The organism is Sphingomonas sp. Leaf230 (genome assembly GCF_001421745.1).
GTDB lineage: Bacteria > Pseudomonadota > Alphaproteobacteria > Sphingomonadales > Sphingomonadaceae > Sphingomonas.
This window is the reverse complement of record NZ_LMKW01000009.1, coordinates 553,225-568,833: the sequence shown is the minus strand read 5'-3', so window position 1 is coordinate 568,833 and position 15,609 is coordinate 553,225. Positions and strand designations below refer to the sequence as shown.

Sequence of the window (15,609 nt, the reverse complement as noted above, 5' to 3'; positions counted from 1 at the left end):
CCAGATGGGCGCATGCAAGATCGTGGCGTCGGGTATGGAAAAGACGCCACCAGGGCAGCCGGAGCAGTACCGACAGTGGGAGGTTTTAGCTGACTGCTTGAACGCTGTAGCAGACGCCAGTCGGACGAAGCACTGATGCGAGTGGTTCGATGATCGCCCTCGCACCAGAGACGACGTTCTCATGCACGGTGACCCGCGTACACGACGGCGACGGGCCTTTATGGTGTTCGAACGGCGTCAAGGTTCGGATTGCTGGCGTCCAGGCGCCGGACTTCGAAAGCGCGTCACCCTGCCGAGCGGCGGACCCGCGGCGGGTGAACTATCGCTGTGACAACGCCGCCGCCAAACGCAGTCAGCAGATTGTCGAACGCCTGGTGCTGCGGAAGACGTTGCGATGCGAGGCGACCGGTAAGAGCTACAGCCGTGTGGTCGCTCGATGCACGTTGCCGGATGGCCGATCGCTGTCGTGCGCCGCGATTGCCGCCGGCGCCGCTGTGCGGTGGGATCGGTACTGGCGACAGTATCGGATGGGAGAGTGCCGGTAGGGTCCAGCAAGCGAAAGGCGGGCGGCCGGTTATAGCCGCTCGACTGGGCGGTATCGAGGCTGGGCTGTCTGGGAGCATCCCACGCCATCCCAAGGGCGCGATCGGCAACCCCGTTGACATCAATTTTGCTATCTTACCCAACAGTTATCGGACCGACACGAACAACTCTTCACCGTTGGCGAGCGTATCGCAAGCGGTGACAACCTGCATGATTCACATCGTTCGGGAGCGAAATAGCCTGTCTAACTTTTCCGACTCCACAACCACCGTGTGACAGCCCACCATACGAGCATGAATCAGCCACTATCGTATGCCGGGGTACTGCTCCAACGAGCTTCGCAGAAGTCCGTCTTACTCACCGATCAGCTAACAATCTTGATTGTGCCTTTCTCAACTTTGGCGCTTTGGGCGGCGGGCGCCAAAATGACTGCTACAGTCCAAGAGACGCTTGCGCTCGGTGTCGCTCTGACCGTGCTGGTTGTGGTCGTGCTGCGGCTTGTCGCAGCTTCATACTTTGTATGGAAGAACGACCAATACGAAATGAGGAAACTTCGAAGTGAATTGGACGATCCCCAAAGGCAGGTAGAAGCCTCTCTCAAATCATATGTTACTGAAAGGCGTAAGCTCCTCAGCGAGAAGCTAGGCCATCTTTCGGCTTTGGCAAATTATAAAACCGACCGTTTGGACTCGATGGGTCAAACGCCGAAGTCTCTCATAACATTATCGATTGAGATAGACTCCCTGATTAACCAGCTTTCTTATGATGTAGCGGTCCGCGTTGCATCAATAAGGCTAAAAGAATACTGCATGAAGCTCATATCGAACGAGGCTACAGATCGCGAAAGACTTTGGCAGCAGCGAAAGTTAACATTTAGTCTTCTTCATTGCGAGGATCGCATATCTGAAACTATGACTCTGGTAGATATTCACATGCTGACCGAGAAAGACGAGGAGAGCTCAGGCCGCGATCCATTTGTGGAAATCAAAGCTATGATCAGGAAATTAGGCGATAAGTACTACGAACCTGAGGCCACAAGCGCGCTTCGTAACGCCGCTAGGAAAAAGGCAGAAGGAGATTGATCTCATCCTCAGCGCATAAGCCCGAGGGCCGGAAAGGGGAGGAAAGCGGACAGGCTGCTTTCGGAAATGCGGATGGCGATAGCAGACATTGGACAGCTGCCGAATTTCCCAAAAGGATAGAGGTTCGGGAAAGTTTTAGCATCATCAAAGCCCGCTTCCATTGTTCATTTGAGAACTTGGAAGACACCCTATGGCACTTAGCGTCGTTCGCACCGCGTCATCGAGAGGCGTCCGGGGCTCCGAGCCGAGCGTCGCCAGCAGGCGAGCATTGTCCAGACGAACCGGGGCGCGCCACAGGTAGCGCATTTCCACGAGCTCACGCGGGGTGGCGGCGAACAGTCCTGCGATCTTCAACAGCCACCAGGGAAGCTGCCCAACCGGCACGGTTGGATCGCCCAACACCCGCACAATCGCGTTCGTCATCGTCGTGCCGGTCGCATCCCAGTGACCATCCATGTGGAAGGTGTCGAACGGTGCCAGCGAGGCTTCCTCGACGAGGCGGACCATCGTCTCAGCGACGTCCGGCAGATAGGCCCATTGATGACCCACTCCCCGTGCACCGGGGTTATGGATGATCGTCGGACGCGTACCGGGCTTCACCAATCCCTGACTAAACCAGTTGTTGGCGGCGCCGGGTCCGAAGAAATCGCCCGCTCGCACGATCAACGACGTTAGATCGCCGGCCTCAGCGGCATCGCGAAGGCGAAGTTCCATCTCGGCACGGATCGCGCCCTTGCGGGTCCGGGGTCGCTGCGGCGCCTGCTCGCCAATCACCGGGAATGCGTCGGGTCCGTAATTATAGACGGTTCCAGGAAGGAGAAGTCGTGCACCGGCTGCGCTAGCCGCAGAAATGCTGTTGTCGAGCATCGGCAGGACGAGCTGGCGCCAGTTGCGATAGCCGGGCGGATTGACCGCATGCACCAGCAACTCAGTCCCTATCGCGGCCTTCGCGACCGCAGCCGCATCCAAGGCATCGCCGATGACCGGTAGTACGCCTGCAGAAAGACGCTTTGCACCGCCGTCGCGGACCATCCCGCGGACGGACCAGCCCGATTGCATCAGCCGGCGCGCTACCGCGCCTCCGATCCCACCCGTTGCGCCCAGCACCAAAGCCGTTCGTGTCATTACCGCCTCCATATTGCTGCCGGAAGATGGGGCAGAGGCGATCACCACGGAATTGACGAAAAAAGGCGCATAGGTATACGATAATGAATGAACACAGGGCCGAGCTGGGATCTGTATCGGACGTTCGCCGCAGTGATGCGGACGGGCTCGATGTCGGGCGCGGCACGTCTGCTAGGACTTACCCAGCCCAGCGTCGCACGCCATGTCGAGACGCTGGAACAGGCGGTTGGCGGCACGCTCTTCCTAAGGTCGCAGCGCGGACTATCGCCTACCGATCGCGCCTTGTCCCTGCGCCCGTTCGCCGACGAACTCGTCAAGACGACGAATGCGTTGCTGCGCGCAGCTTCGGCAGCGGACGACGAGGTCGCCGGCACAGTCCGCGTGACCGCGGCCGAGGTGTTCGCGACCGAGCATCTGCCATCGCTGCTGGCGCAATTGCGCCGCGATCATCCGGCGTTGTCGATCGAGCTGGCACCTACAGACGCGGTCACCGACCTGCTTCAGCGCGAGGCGGATATCGCGCTGCGCATGACCGATCCGACCCAGCAATCCCTGATTGCACGCCGGCTCGGCAAGGTGACGCTCGGGCTGTTCGCGCGGCGGGATTATTTGGAACGACGAGGCAGACCGGCCGATGTGGTCAGCCTCGCTGCCCACGACCTGATCGGTATGGATACGCTATCGACTACCGGCCAAGCGGTCATGGGGATGCTTCCGGGAGTGAGGCATGGCGACTTCGCCATGCGTGTCGACAGCAACCTAGTCCAGCTTGCCATGCTGCGCGCTGGCTTCGGCATCGGGATATGTCAGACCATGATCGCCGCACGGGACGATGGACTGGTTCGCGTGTTACCCGAGACATTCAGTCTCGACCTTCCGCTTTGGCTCGTCATGCATGAGGACCTTCGCACCAGCAGCAGGTGTCGCGCGGTATTCGATACATTGGCATCTGGCCTCTCGGACTTCGCAGTTTTAGGCTGATTAATCTGCATCCCGCAAAAAGGACAACGCTTCATCCCTTCTCGTTTGGGAACCCCTAGCGAGACAGTAGCCCGGGCGTTCGCGCCAAGAGTTGTCCGGGGCACCCCTTTCCCATAATATGTTTCCAATTACTCTTTCCCGAAATGGCCAACCGGAGTCGGAGAAACGGGAAAGATCGCGCTAACGAATGGCCGTTATCGGAAGCTCGGGTCGCCAGCATGAACGGCCGGGTGTAGGCGGAACTGCCCAAGGCGTCGGGACCTAAGCGACCCAGATGCGTACCCTCTAGCCCGCACCGCCGGTTAGGCTGACGCGCCCAGCACTAGACCGGTCGATACTCGGTTTCGTCCGTTGCTCTTGGCTTGATACAACGCGCGATCGGCGGACGCGATAAGTGCGTGGGGCATGTTTGCGGACCCACCTTCCCGCCAAAGGACCGTCGCTGCTCCGACGCTGATCGTCAGTATCCCATCCGCCGTAGGGGGCTGCCTGTGTGGAAGCTGCAGGCGATGTACCGCGTCGCACGCCAGCCCCGCCACCTTCAACGCTTCCGCGGCGCCGGAGCGGTGGAGGATAACGGCCAGTTCCTCACCGCCATACCTCGCTACGACGTCGCCCGCTGCAAGAGGCAGTCCTAAAAGCGCTGTCGATATCGCACGGAGGCAGTCGTCCCCGGTCTGATGCCCGTAGGCGTCGTTGAACTCCTTAAAGAAGTCCACGTCGATCAGCAGCAGCGACATCTGACTTCGCGATGTCCTCACCTCCGACCAGGCATCCGCAAGCGCGATGTCGAAGGCACGGCGATTGGCAAGGCCGGTCAAACCGTCCTTCATCGCCATGGAGGTCAGGGCATCCTGCAACGCCTTCCGTTCGGTAACGTCCCGTATCACGACGGCCCGCTCACCGAGGTCAGCCAAACCAGGTTTACCGATCGGACGGGAGGTGATCTCGGCCCAAACGATCGTTCCGTCTTGATGCCTGACGCGAACGGTGACGATCGCGCTTCTGATGAGTCCGGCGCGAAGTTGCGCAGTCGCAGCTCCGATAATCGGCACGTCCTCGTCCAAGACGAAATCGGTGACTGCACGAGCAATCACGGACTCTATCGGCCATCCCAAAATCCTCGTTACGGATGGCGAGACGTAGCGAAACCTCATGTCCGGCCCGACCGTTGCGAACACGTCGCCGCAATGCTCGCTCAGCAGTCTCAAATTGCGAAGCTCATGATTTGCGTCGTCGTGGATGTCGGTTTCCGATCGGAAGGCTGAAGTTCTCTCGAAGGACGGTCTTGTCCCCGCGCACTAATCCCATCGACATCGAAACGCTATCGACCAGGGACCGCGATGGGTCCGTGATTCTCTGACGATCAACCGATGCTTCAACCCGCCGATGGAACGGCCCCGCCATGCGACGGCTCGGCCAAGGTGTCAGGATGAATGCACGTTGGAGGAGATACCTCAAGACAACGGGCTCGCTCGGTACGGTGCGGCCGGAGCATAACGGACACTAGAACCCGTAAAGGTCTAGACTGCCGTGGCGCGCTGTCTCAGCGCCACCCTATCGTCCTACGTCTGTTCGCCTCGCGGACGGCCACGAACGTCCACGGACACCTGCAATCCGCTCAAGGGACTTTCCAGCGTCCGTAGCCGTCCGCGCGGGACGCGGAGTCCCTGTTTCTGACCTATTTCAAACCAGATGCAGGGCAATATGCGGAAATTCGCAGCCTAGACCCGTATGCCGTTACAGACCCCGACCCTGTAACATGACCTGTAACGCCAAAACCCGCAGAAATCCGCCATTGTTACAGCGTTACAGGTGTTACAGGAGTCTAATAGGCAGTGGTGAAACTATGGGTAGGATACGACCGTGGTTGAGACAGCGGATGGTACACGGTGGGCATTCATAGCGCGACAGACTGTGGTCGGGGACCTGTAACATGTAACGCCTGTAACAATGGCGGATTCCTGCGGGTTTCAACGTTACAGGTTGGTAGAAATTCCTCCAAAACGGGCTGTAATCCGGTGTTTGAAGGGGAAAGCCATGCCTTTTGCCAGATTTTCTGGGAGTTTCGAATGCTGGTATGTGGAGGCTAAGGGCGCCCTAGTGCGGTTGTCGGCGGTCGCAAGTGAACGTCCTCGTCCTTGGGAAGGACAACTGGTCGCTAAAGTTTAGCGCGAAGCGCGCCGTCAGGCGTCTTGGTCTGAGCAAAATTTTGCTCAGGAGACCGTTTTTGCCCGTTGCCATTTCACCCAAGGACCCATGTAATCTCGCGCGCACCTTTGCTGCCAAGCCAGACACGTTGTCCCTTCCAAAAAAGAGAGGGCCGAAACCGCGCGCGATTGTTGAGTTTCCACAGCCTCTTGTCCTCGAATGGGTCGATCCGCCGACATTTCCCGAGGCTTTTGCCCTTCATCTCGAACGTCATGGCGATAGCTGTCACCATCTCCACCGCGCGGTCATCGCATCAGGCGAGGCGTTCGATCGCAAGACCTTCCACAATTGGAAGATCGGGAAGAGGCTGCCGGCCACGTTACAGAGCTTCGAGGTTCTCGGGCGCGTCGAGCAACGGTATCGTCTGCCGGCCGACTATTTTCGCGACAAACTGATCGCGGCGGCAAAAGCACCACGGGGCCACCGTTTTACGAACATCGCGGATTCCGAGCGGCGGCGCATGGCGTGGCATCTGCCCGACGATCTCGACCAGCGCCCTGACGCCGAACGCGCTGAAATCATCGATTGGGTCCGAACTGTGATCGTTTCCGGAGCGACCGACTATCGCCGCTATCAGGCCGAATCTCTCAGGCACCGTTATGGTCTGCGCTTCCCACCGCTCGACGGTGTCGACTGCGGGGCGTGGGACGATGCCGTGCTGTACCCGAAGGTGAATGGCTTGCGCACCCCGCCGCGGTTGATCCGTGAAGTCAAAGATTTGATACAATTCAAGACGTCCACACTGAGCGCGATTGGCAGCAAACGAGCAGGTGTATGGGGCGATGAGACGGTTGCACAGAAGGTCGAACATCTTGGGTTGCTGTTCGGGGCGATGACCGCTGATCCCACTTCACCAATCGGCGGCCGGGGGGTGCCGTCCGATAGCCTCACCCTCGGCCTGCTCGTCCTGCCGTCAGTATGGGACTGGTATCTCACTTGGCGCGAAACAAAGCGAGGCTTCTACACGAACTGGGAAGTCAACATGCTGGCGTTCGGCTTGGCGCTGACGCGCCGGGAGACTGGATGGTTGCGGCAGCGCCCTGCGATCGCATTCGATCTAGCCGTAATCGATGGCTTGGTAAGCGACGATGACTTGGCGCGTGCGCGGATCGACTGGGACGGCATCTGCGACCAGGCTCATGATCACTGTCTACGGCGGGCCAAAGAAATCCAACGGGTCGCGCGAGTGCACCGCGACCCGTTCGAGCCAATTCTGGCCATTCTCGAAACCGACCGTCCGCTAGCGAGCTATCGGCTGATCACCGCGGAAATTGCGGCTCGCATCCCGGACGGGCGACGTTATCCCAAGGCAGCCGCTGAGGTCGTGCGCGGCATGCTTATGTTACGAATGGGCCTTCACCTAGGCGTCCGTCAGAAGAATTTGCGGCAACTGCTTTTATGTCCGCGCGGCAATACGCCGCGGTCCGAACGCCAGCTTGAGACGCTCAAGCGTGGCGAACTTCGTTGGAACGTTCGTGAGACAAAGTGGGAAGTCCTTATTCCGTCAAACGCCTTCAAGAATGCAAACTCGTCCTTCTTCGGCGGGCAACCCTTCAGGCTTCTGTTGCCAGATCTCGACGGTCTATACCCTCATATCGACGCCTACATCGCTCAGCATCGGCCAATTCTACTGGCGGCCGCGGAAGATCCCTGCACGTTTTTCGTGAAAACGGTGAAGCGTACCTCGCGCGACGCGGCTTATGACTCCGCGACATTCTATGAAGCCTGGCGGCTGATTATTCAGCGATACGGAATCTATAATCCTTATACGAAACGCGGGGCCATCGCAGGGCTGCTGCCGCATGGCCCGCATAATGTCCGCGATGTTCTGGCTACGCACATCCTCAAGACTACGGGGTCGTTCGAGCAGGCCAGCTACGCCATCCAAGATACCCCAGAGATGGTCGCGCTCCATTATGGTCGTTTTCTCCCGCAGGATAAGGCCGCACTCGCCGCGCGGATACTCAACGAAGTCTGGGAGACAGGCTAACCCGCATGCAGTGCTGACTGGCTCAATTCTAGAGGTAGGGTTCGCATCCTTTACCATCATCGGCCGCGGCGATGTCGGAAGACAGGCAAACCCTCTCTTGGAGGTCTAAGGCAGCGTCGCAATGTCGCGAGTGATTGCACGCTGCACTCCATATTCTTTGTTAAATCGACGAGGCGTCTTTTCTGGTGTCCATCCTGGCACCAACCGCATTGCGCGACCAAGCATCTGCGCGGCCTGCTGGTTATAGAGTCCGCGGTCCTTCTTCAGGCAGTCGACCCAGATTTCGAGCAAACATGTCTCGTGCCGAACGATGGCTTTGCCGTCAGCGTCTCGGTCGTCATCAACGCTGCCGCTGATAATCGGCGTATCAAGCCAAGCGCCGATCTGACCTGCCTGCGCCTCATCCGCGCTTTCCACCTGCGCTGACTCCTGATGCTGAACTGCGATCGCCTGTGCAGCCTCGCCGGTCAGATAAAGCGGCAAGTCCCCGAACGGCTGCGCGACGCGCATGGCGCGGTAGAGCACGACGGCTTCGGCCCAAAGCTGGTCGACTTCAGCCCGAAGTCGATCAATATCGATCGACTCGACGTGGCAGCCGATAGGCCAGAAACGACGGTTGCCGGTATCGTCTTTCAAGAATTTGAAGTCGTTGGTGGAGCCGCAAAATATAGATTGCCGACGATACTCCTGTGCCCGTTTGGCATATGCCAGCCGCACTTTGTCCGTCTGCCGGCTGACGAACCCCTTGATGTGTCGAACGTCGGCGCGGGTAAAGCCAGCTAGTTCCGGAATTTCGAGTATCCACGCTTTCTGCATCGCCTCGACCATGGCGCGTGTGTCCGTCATGTCTCCCTCGAGCTCGGCCGCCCAGTTCTTTGCCAGCGTGCTGATGAAGGTAGATTTGCGCTTCCCCTGCAGGCCCTGCAGGATGACGACGTAGTCCCACTTACAGCCGGGCTCGAATATCCGAGCAACGCCCGCGGTCATCATTAGCCGTGCGATGTCACGGCCGTAGGCGTCGTCTGTTGCGCCCAGGTAGTCAATGAACAGCCGCTCGACCCGCGGCGTGCCATCCCATTGTTGGGCCGACAGATATTCGCGTACGGGATGGAAGCAGATTTTGTGACCGGCGAGTTCGATCGCCGCCTGTAGGTCGCGATCAGAAACCTTGATCCCGTAACCGCCCTGCGTCTTAGGGGCTTCGATCATCGCGCGGATGCTGTTGTCTTTCTCGACGGTCCAGAAGTCTCCGTTCGCACGATCGTGCAGGGTCCAAATCGGCCCCGTCAGCTGGACGAAGGGCTTCGCTTGGTTCTTCCGGTTGGGCGAGCGGACTCCGGGCATACCCCTCTGCACAATCTCTTGGCTGAACTCATTGAAGGCCATCACGCCTGTAGTCCGCTTGTCGTTTTCGATGATTAGACGCAGGTTGTGCAGGTTCGCTTCGATGCTGCCCTTCTCGTTGATAGCTAGTAGCGTCTTCCAGTCCGGCGCCGTATCGCTGAGCCCGATATCGAAGACCGATTCATCAGATGACGCGATTGGGGAAGGCGCATTGAGGAGGTCGTCAAAATCCGATGGGCCGGTCGGTAAGGTGAGCTCGACTGGTAGATCCTCCATATCGTCCAAGTCAGCAACCTGCGCGACATGGAATGCATCGCGATACCACTGACGGACTGTCAGTATAGTAACGGGTTTGCCGCGATACTTGCCGAACGAACGCCACTTGATGCGACGCATTTCGCGCAGCTGGGCGTCACCGGTGAATTTCGTCGACCGGCGGGTATGCTTCTCCCACAGGTCCAGGCCCTCCTGTGACCCACCAAACTGGTGGTGCAGCGCCTGGCCGAGCTTGATCCATTCGTCGTAGTGCAAATCGGAGACCGGAATCATCGCCAGTTCGTTTTCCAACTGACCCGGTTCAAACGTCGCGGGAGGAATGGCTTCAAACGGAAGCATCTGCGCATCGACGGCGCCCAGCAACTCGACGTGGGCGGCCGGGATAAACGGCTGTTCGAAGCCGTCGAAATCGAACTCGCGGACCCAAGTATACGGCTTTCCGGTCACAGGATGGATAGAAGGCGGGAGAACTATTTGCTTACCACTCCCAAATAGCTCGATTTCCCAATCATTGGGCCATCCGCCATCCGCGCGACGGTGTTTGCCGTCAGACCGTGCCAACAGCTTCGAATTGAACGGCCTGTCAGTGACAAAATAGAGATGCCGTGACTCACCACCACTACCCGATGCGACTTCTGGCAGATCCTCGCGGCGGACGTTTGGAAAGAGGGCCGCGAACGCTGCCCAGGCTTCATCTGCGAGCTCGGGAATACGAATATCGAGGTCGATGGCGTGAAGGTAGCCGCCGCCAACAAGAGCAGATGGCTGCCCGAGCCGAACGCCTACGTTGTTACCGTCGACATACGTTGATCGCAACGTTTCAAATGAAGAGACAGGCGCATCAGGCCATCCCGCACCGTAGGCGGGCTTCTTCGATCGCGGTTTGATCCAGTGAACAGCAAACCCCGCCCCGACGAGATCGCTGATTTGATCAATGATCGACTGCGGTTCTGAGTCAGTAGAAGATACGAGAGACAGATGCTTAAAACGGGTAGCCATAATTCAACTAAGCCTTGTGTCAGGCCCAGAATCTGCTATGTATCTCCGTGTGGACGGGTTCGCAGAATCCAGGGAAGCCGGAGCGATTTCATCCTCGCTCCGGCTTTCTGTTTTTAGTGTCGACGAAGCCTTACGGCGTGATCATCGGCGATAGGTTCGGCAGGGCAAACAGGCGCTGCCGCTGCGCAGGAGTCAGCCCTGCGAGGCCCCCGATAATCACGAACTTGACCGTCTCGCCGGTGACGACGCAGTCCAACTCGGCCGTCCGAGCCCTTCGCCAGCCAATGCAGCGGCTAATGCGCTGCCGATTGACTGTTTCGGCCTTGCCGATGCACCGGGCGACTTCCGGGGGCATGCCTCCGGCCTGCAGTTCTGCGATCCGACGCTGCTCCCACAACGGCCAGGCGATCATGCGGCGCGGCCTCATCGTCTCAGCGCCTGACGGAGGGCACCGGGTACGCTGGGGTTTATGCCCGATGCTGACTTCTGCGATCCAGACTTAACGGGTCCTGCGGACGTGTGCATTGCGAACTGGCTCAGGGGTAGCGGACCGACACTCATGCGCAGCGCGGGGCTTCCTAGGTTGCTGCCCATCGCTTCCAGCTTGATGAGGTCGGTATTCATCGCAGGATAGGCCCGCGTCTGGCCGCCGTCAGGATTGTCGCGCTGCAGCCATGAAGATTGACCGCGGACGTTCGATGCGAACGGTTGGCCCATCTTACCCTCAAGTGCCGTGAACGCATCAAGGCCGCCAGCGGCAATGTCTACGCACACAAACCGTTGCTTCGACATTTGTGGCGCAGGCGCGGCAGCGCGGGATGTGGATGTATGCGACGCCGCTGCACTCGGGGTCTGCGATACTCGAATGGTCGGCGGGACTGTCGCGGGCTTCGACGTAGGAGTGCCCTTGGTTGCCGCAGCCTCCTTCGGCACGAAGCCTGGAAGCCCGAGCCGTACGGCGAGCGCCATAGTGCCTTCGCTGCGGGGCGGCTGTGACTGGGCCGGGGCCGACACGGTGAAGCCCTTCAGGCCGGCCTGCTTGGCCGCAGCGATGGCGGCAGCACCTGCGCCACGCTTCTGGTCGTCGCCAACTTCGACGCTTAGCTTCTCTGTCGTGGCGAAGCCCTGCAGGCCCATACGGTTGCCGAGCGCCAGCAGCGTCACCGGATCGCTTTTGACTGGTTGGGTCACTATGCAACCTCCTGTATCTGTTCTTCGATTTTGGCGGCAGTTTCTGAGTATCCCGCCCAGTCCCAAGCCCCGCGCCCTGGCCCGACGTCGCAGTAGATGTTCGCCGCTTGGGCCGAGCTCATGGCAGCGCAGAGTGCTGACGCGTTGCCGTGGCCGTATGGCGTGCCTAGGCGGCTCTGCAGCCGTAAGGCGGTATCTTCGGCAGCAGCTAGGCTGGCGAGCGCACGTCCAAACACGGCGCCGGCTTCCTGCGCCGCTTCAAGCAATGGCGGCACAAGCTCTGCCCGTATGTGCTGCCCTTGAACACTCCGTCGGGCGGCAACGGCATTTTCAACCTGCTGAACCGCGCCAGGCATCTGGTTGTCCACGAATTCGATTATCCGGACGCAGGCGGCCTGGGCTTCGATCAGATCGGCACGTTTGGCGTCGGACAGTTGTTCATGAGGGCGCGGGAGGCCCAGCACGTCAGCTTCCGCGTTGACCTGTCGCGCCGCGTCATCGGCAGTAATTGCCAAGGCGTTGGCGTCGCGCTGAGCTCTCGCTGTGGCGCGCTTGGTCTGCAGGTTCTTTACCTGCTCCTGAGGGCTCATGCTGCTGCCCTCATGCGGGCCGACAATACGGCTTCCAGCCAAGGCTGCGGAATTACGGTGGCTTTGCCCTGAGGATGCACGCGAACGGGAGCCGGAAAGGTCCCTGCTCGTACCATCTCATATAAGGTGGGCTTCGAGATGCCGCAAAATGCTGCGGCTTGAGCAGGGCGCAAGTACGGCCCTCGTGGCTCAATGTCTTTCCATGGTTGGACAGTAGTGGTCATGACGATTCTCCGACTCGGGCTTCCGATTCGGAGACATACACCCCCAACCTTGTTCAACCTAATATCCGTGGGAAAGTCTTCGCGAACTATGAGAAAGTTGATTGTGCATTCGAATATCCCAGCGTCTATTTCAACTTTGAGTTGAATTCCAGAATGTAGTCGGACCATTCGTCCATCAACTTGCGGCGACGATCAAGAGCCTCGCCACGGCGGTACGCACGTCTAACGGCTGACCCAATAATGTGGGCCAGTGATTCCTCCGATAGCTCGTCGGGGTAGCTGGTTTCGTCCGACGCCCAGTCTTTGAATGTCGATCTAAAACCGTGAACAGTGACGTTCACTTTCATTCGTCGCAGCAGCATGGCCATGGACATGTTCGACATTGGACGGTCTGGTTCACCACCGTGAAAAATGAAGTCGGTGGCTTCTCCGCGTTCCATTTCAGAGATCAGTTGCTGGGCTGCATTTGAGAGCGGCACCGTATGCGGCCGGCCACCCTTCATACGGTCGGCCGGTATGGTCCATAAGCTACCCTCAATCTCTCCCCAGCGAGCCCCAAGGACTTCGCCTGATCGGGACGCGCAATGAACTAAAAACGTCAGTGCCTTCGCTGCCATAGCAGGACGGCCAGCGAGCATCTGCATGAATGACGGCATCTCAGAGTAGGGAAGCGCGCGATGGTGTCCGCGTGACAGCTTGGACCTAAGGGGCAGCAGGATATCCAAGTGACCGCGCCACTGCGCAGGGTTTGCGGCGTCACGGCTTCGTAATCCACGGGCCTTCGCCGCGTTCAAGATTTTTTCGATCCTGCCGCGAACGCGACCAGCGGTTTCCGGCTTGTCAGACCAGATCGGACGAAGCACGTCTAAAACGTGGTCTGTCGTGATCGCATTGAGATCCAAGTCTGACAGACTGGCAGCATGGGTTTTCAGACTGCTGCGCCATTGCTGCCGGTGTTTCTCATTCCGCCATCCATGCTCAACGGACGCGATGTAAGCCTCCGCATAGGTGGCGAACGTCACTAATTTCGGAATGACCGCCGATGTCCGCGCAGCTTCCCGGCCCGCAACGGGGTCGACTCCGGCAGCGAGATGGTCGCGAGCGGCACTAGCTAGGGTCCGCGCGTCCGCTAGCTTTACCGTAGCGGCAGACCCCAGCCCCATCTCTCGCCGCTTGCCGTCCCATCGATAAATGAAGGTCCAGCGCTTTCCGCCGTTGGTCGTCGACAAATACAGGCCACCCCCATCGGCGATTCGGCCGTTAATCTTTGCGTTCCGCACGGCTAACGCTGTGAGCGCGTTCGTCTTAGCCATCTGTGCCCCAATTCTCTGCCCTGATTCGTGACCCTCTTTAGCACAACGTGGTCATACGCAGTAATACGAAGCGGCTAGGAATATCTTGCACAATCAGAGCAGTAGCTGCGTTCAGATCGACGTTATCATACGGTGTCAGACGATTAGTTCGACGGACACCTCTTCCGCCACGTGCCGCCTGAAATCGGGCCCGAACGCGGCTCAGTTGGTCTTTTCGGGCGGAACGACGGGCAGCGGCAGCGGCGCGACCGGCACGCCCTCGTCAACCAGTGTCTTCGCCTCGGCGAGACTGGCCTGACCATGGATCGTCGCCTGCTTCTCCTCGCCGAGATGCATCGCGCGGGCGCGGTCGGCAAAGGCGGTGCCGACCCATTCCGACGATTCGAGCGCTTTTGCTTGCCGCGCGGCAAGCATCTTCATAGCGGCCTTCAACGCGTCCGGGCTCGGCGGAGAGGGCTTCGAGTTGCTCTTCGATGGAATTGCAGGCGCCATGACCGCCTTGGTCACATCGCCACCGTTGCAGACCGGGCATTGCACCTGCCCCGCTTTACGCTGGCTTTCATACGCGTCGCTCGATCCGAACCACGCCTCGAACACGTGCCCGCCGCCGCATCTGAGGTCGAAGACGATCACGACAGGCTGGTAACGGCGGGAATCGCGCGACGATGGGCGATCACCGGAATGCGGGACCGGACGTACTCTACGCGAGCGGGATTGATCTCGGCGAAGGCAAGCCCGGCCGTCTCGCCCATGTCGAGGATCACGTCCCCCCACGGATCGACGACCAGAGAATGGCCATAGGTCTCGCGTCCGTCCGCATGAACGCCCGTCTGCGCGGCTGCGACGACGTATGCGCACGCTTCGATCGCCCGCGCGCGCAGCAGGATATGCCAGTGCGCGGCGCCGGTCGGACGCGTGAAGGCAGCGGGAACTGAAAGGATCGTCGCGCCTGCATCGCTGAGCGCACGATAGAGATCCGCGAACCGCACATCGTAGCAGATCGACGGACCTAGGCGTCCTGCCGGCGTATCGACGACGATCGCCGCGTCGCCACCGACGTAGGCGGCGGACTCACGCCAGCTTTCGCCGGTTGGGAGGTCGACGTCGAACAGATGGATCTTGTCGTAGCGCGCGCGGATCGCCCCGGCCGCATCGATCACGAACCCACGATTGGCGAACTTGCCGTCGGGCCGCCGCACGGCGAGCGAGCCCAGATGAACCCAGACACCGGCCTCGGCGGCCGCGGCACGCACGGCGGCGAGCACCGGGTCCGCGTTCTCGGTGACGATCGAGGATGCTCCGCGAGACCGATCGCGATCGATCAGCCCGGACATTTCAGGCGTGAACAGGACCGCCGCGCCGGCCTTTCCCGCGTCACGGATCGCTTCGACCAGCGTCGCGGCGTTGACGGCGGGATCGATCCCGCTCGTCATCTGGAGGACGCCGATCTTCGCCATCAGGCGAGGAGTGCGTCGAGGCCGCCCTTCGCGTCGAGCGCAGCCAGATCGTCGGATCCGCCGATGTGCTTACCGTCGATAAAGACCTGCGGCATCGTCATGCGACCACCCGACCGCTCGACCATCTCGGCCTTTTTCGGCCCCCCCATCGTGACGTCGAACTGTTCGGGCTCGACCCCCTTCGACGCGAGGAGCTTCAGCGCGCGCGTGCAATACGGACAGAACGCCTTGGTGTAGATTTCGACTTTAGCCATGCAGCGGGAAATGTGGTCTCGGTTTGCCG

At 59.8% G+C, this 15,609-nt stretch carries 15 protein-coding genes; 4 read left to right on the top strand and 11 right to left on the bottom strand.

Going from position 1 to position 15,609, the window contains the following annotated elements; all coding sequences use genetic code 11:
- Positions 1 to 188 precede the first annotated feature (188 nt).
- A complete protein-coding gene (locus ASE82_RS18945; RefSeq protein WP_235524678.1) occupies positions 189 to 545 on the top strand; it encodes a thermonuclease family protein in 357 nt (118 codons plus the stop codon).
- 291 nt (positions 546 to 836) lie between these two features.
- Positions 837 to 1,625, top strand: coding sequence for a hypothetical protein (locus ASE82_RS11735; RefSeq protein ID WP_056063162.1), 789 nt, complete (start codon positions 837 to 839; stop codon positions 1,623 to 1,625).
- A gap of 144 nt (positions 1,626 to 1,769) precedes the next feature.
- Here ASE82_RS11735 and ASE82_RS11730 read toward each other — a convergent pair whose 3' ends face one another.
- Positions 1,770 to 2,750, bottom strand: a complete 981-nt coding sequence (locus ASE82_RS11730; RefSeq protein WP_156348869.1) for an NAD-dependent epimerase/dehydratase family protein — start codon at positions 2,748 to 2,750, stop codon at positions 1,770 to 1,772.
- Positions 2,751 to 2,837: 87 nt separating this feature from the next.
- Between ASE82_RS11730 and ASE82_RS11725 the strand changes: the two genes are divergently transcribed.
- Positions 2,838 to 3,731 carry a LysR family transcriptional regulator gene (locus tag ASE82_RS11725; protein WP_056063156.1) on the top strand — a complete coding sequence of 298 codons (894 nt, stop codon included), beginning with the start codon at positions 2,838 to 2,840 and terminating at the stop codon, positions 3,729 to 3,731.
- Between the two features lie 302 nt (positions 3,732 to 4,033).
- Here the strand turns inward: ASE82_RS11725 and ASE82_RS11720 are convergent, their stop codons facing one another.
- Entirely contained in the window at positions 4,034 to 4,942 is a 909-nt protein-coding gene (locus ASE82_RS11720) for a GGDEF domain-containing protein (protein WP_056063154.1), read from the bottom strand.
- 914 nt (positions 4,943 to 5,856) lie between these two features.
- Between ASE82_RS11720 and ASE82_RS11715 the strand changes: the two genes are divergently transcribed.
- Positions 5,857 to 7,932 (top strand): hypothetical protein, encoded by a 2,076-nt coding sequence (locus tag ASE82_RS11715; protein WP_235524677.1) that lies wholly within the window; start codon positions 5,857 to 5,859, stop codon positions 7,930 to 7,932.
- A 105-nt stretch (positions 7,933 to 8,037) separates the two neighbouring features.
- On the opposite strand, the gene ASE82_RS11710 is transcribed toward ASE82_RS11715, so the two are convergent.
- The 9 genes from ASE82_RS11710 to grxC all read right to left on the bottom strand — a co-directional run bounded on the left by ASE82_RS11710 (position 8,038) and on the right by grxC (position 15,580).
- Positions 8,038 to 10,551 carry a VapE domain-containing protein gene (locus ASE82_RS11710; protein WP_082441453.1) on the bottom strand — a complete coding sequence of 838 codons (2,514 nt, stop codon included), beginning with the start codon at positions 10,549 to 10,551 and terminating at the stop codon, positions 8,038 to 8,040.
- Positions 10,552 to 10,681: 130 nt separating this feature from the next.
- Positions 10,682 to 10,963, bottom strand: coding sequence for a hypothetical protein (locus ASE82_RS11705; protein ID WP_056063149.1), 282 nt, complete (start codon positions 10,961 to 10,963; stop codon positions 10,682 to 10,684).
- Positions 10,964 to 10,974: 11 nt separating this feature from the next.
- Complete coding sequence (locus ASE82_RS11700; RefSeq protein ID WP_056063146.1) at positions 10,975 to 11,742, bottom strand: hypothetical protein; 768 nt, start codon at positions 11,740 to 11,742, stop codon at positions 10,975 to 10,977.
- Positions 11,742 to 12,332, bottom strand: a complete 591-nt coding sequence (locus ASE82_RS11695) for a hypothetical protein (RefSeq protein WP_056063143.1) — start codon at positions 12,330 to 12,332, stop codon at positions 11,742 to 11,744. The genes ASE82_RS11700 and ASE82_RS11695 overlap by 1 nt, the downstream gene beginning before the upstream one ends.
- Positions 12,329 to 12,556, bottom strand: a complete 228-nt coding sequence (locus ASE82_RS20390; RefSeq protein ID WP_162236740.1) for a helix-turn-helix transcriptional regulator — start codon at positions 12,554 to 12,556, stop codon at positions 12,329 to 12,331. The genes ASE82_RS11695 and ASE82_RS20390 overlap by 4 nt, the downstream gene beginning before the upstream one ends.
- A 125-nt stretch (positions 12,557 to 12,681) precedes the next feature.
- Positions 12,682 to 13,869, bottom strand: a complete 1,188-nt coding sequence (locus ASE82_RS11690; protein WP_056063140.1) for a tyrosine-type recombinase/integrase — start codon at positions 13,867 to 13,869, stop codon at positions 12,682 to 12,684.
- 201 nt (positions 13,870 to 14,070) lie between these two features.
- A complete protein-coding gene (locus tag ASE82_RS11685) occupies positions 14,071 to 14,502 on the bottom strand; it encodes a DUF1178 family protein (protein ID WP_056063136.1) in 432 nt (143 codons plus the stop codon).
- Positions 14,499 to 15,326 (bottom strand): carbon-nitrogen hydrolase family protein, encoded by an 828-nt coding sequence (locus tag ASE82_RS11680; RefSeq protein ID WP_056063134.1) that lies wholly within the window; start codon positions 15,324 to 15,326, stop codon positions 14,499 to 14,501. The genes ASE82_RS11685 and ASE82_RS11680 overlap by 4 nt, the downstream gene beginning before the upstream one ends.
- A complete protein-coding gene (gene grxC / locus ASE82_RS11675; RefSeq protein WP_056063132.1) occupies positions 15,326 to 15,580 on the bottom strand; it encodes a glutaredoxin 3 in 255 nt (84 codons plus the stop codon). The genes ASE82_RS11680 and grxC overlap by 1 nt, the downstream gene beginning before the upstream one ends.
- Between the last annotated feature and the right edge of the window lie 29 nt (positions 15,581 to 15,609).

Coding starts and splice junctions, on each gene's coding strand:
- grxC (WP_056063132.1), bottom strand. CDS start 15,580: ATGGCTAAAGTCGAAATCTACACCAAGGCGTTCTGTCCGTATTGCACG.
- ASE82_RS11735 (WP_056063162.1), top strand. CDS start 837: ATGAATCAGCCACTATCGTATGCCGGGGTACTGCTCCAACGAGCTTCG.
- ASE82_RS11705 (WP_056063149.1), bottom strand. CDS start 10,963: ATGATCGCCTGGCCGTTGTGGGAGCAGCGTCGGATCGCAGAACTGCAG.
- ASE82_RS11710 (WP_082441453.1), bottom strand. CDS start 10,551: ATGGCTACCCGTTTTAAGCATCTGTCTCTCGTATCTTCTACTGACTCA.
- ASE82_RS11690 (WP_056063140.1), bottom strand. CDS start 13,869: ATGGCTAAGACGAACGCGCTCACAGCGTTAGCCGTGCGGAACGCAAAG.
- ASE82_RS11680 (WP_056063134.1), bottom strand. CDS start 15,326: ATGGCGAAGATCGGCGTCCTCCAGATGACGAGCGGGATCGATCCCGCC.
- ASE82_RS11730 (WP_156348869.1), bottom strand. CDS start 2,750: ATGACACGAACGGCTTTGGTGCTGGGCGCAACGGGTGGGATCGGAGGC.
- ASE82_RS11725 (WP_056063156.1), top strand. CDS start 2,838: ATGAACACAGGGCCGAGCTGGGATCTGTATCGGACGTTCGCCGCAGTG.
- ASE82_RS20390 (WP_162236740.1), bottom strand. CDS start 12,556: ATGACCACTACTGTCCAACCATGGAAAGACATTGAGCCACGAGGGCCG.
- ASE82_RS11695 (WP_056063143.1), bottom strand. CDS start 12,332: ATGAGCCCTCAGGAGCAGGTAAAGAACCTGCAGACCAAGCGCGCCACA.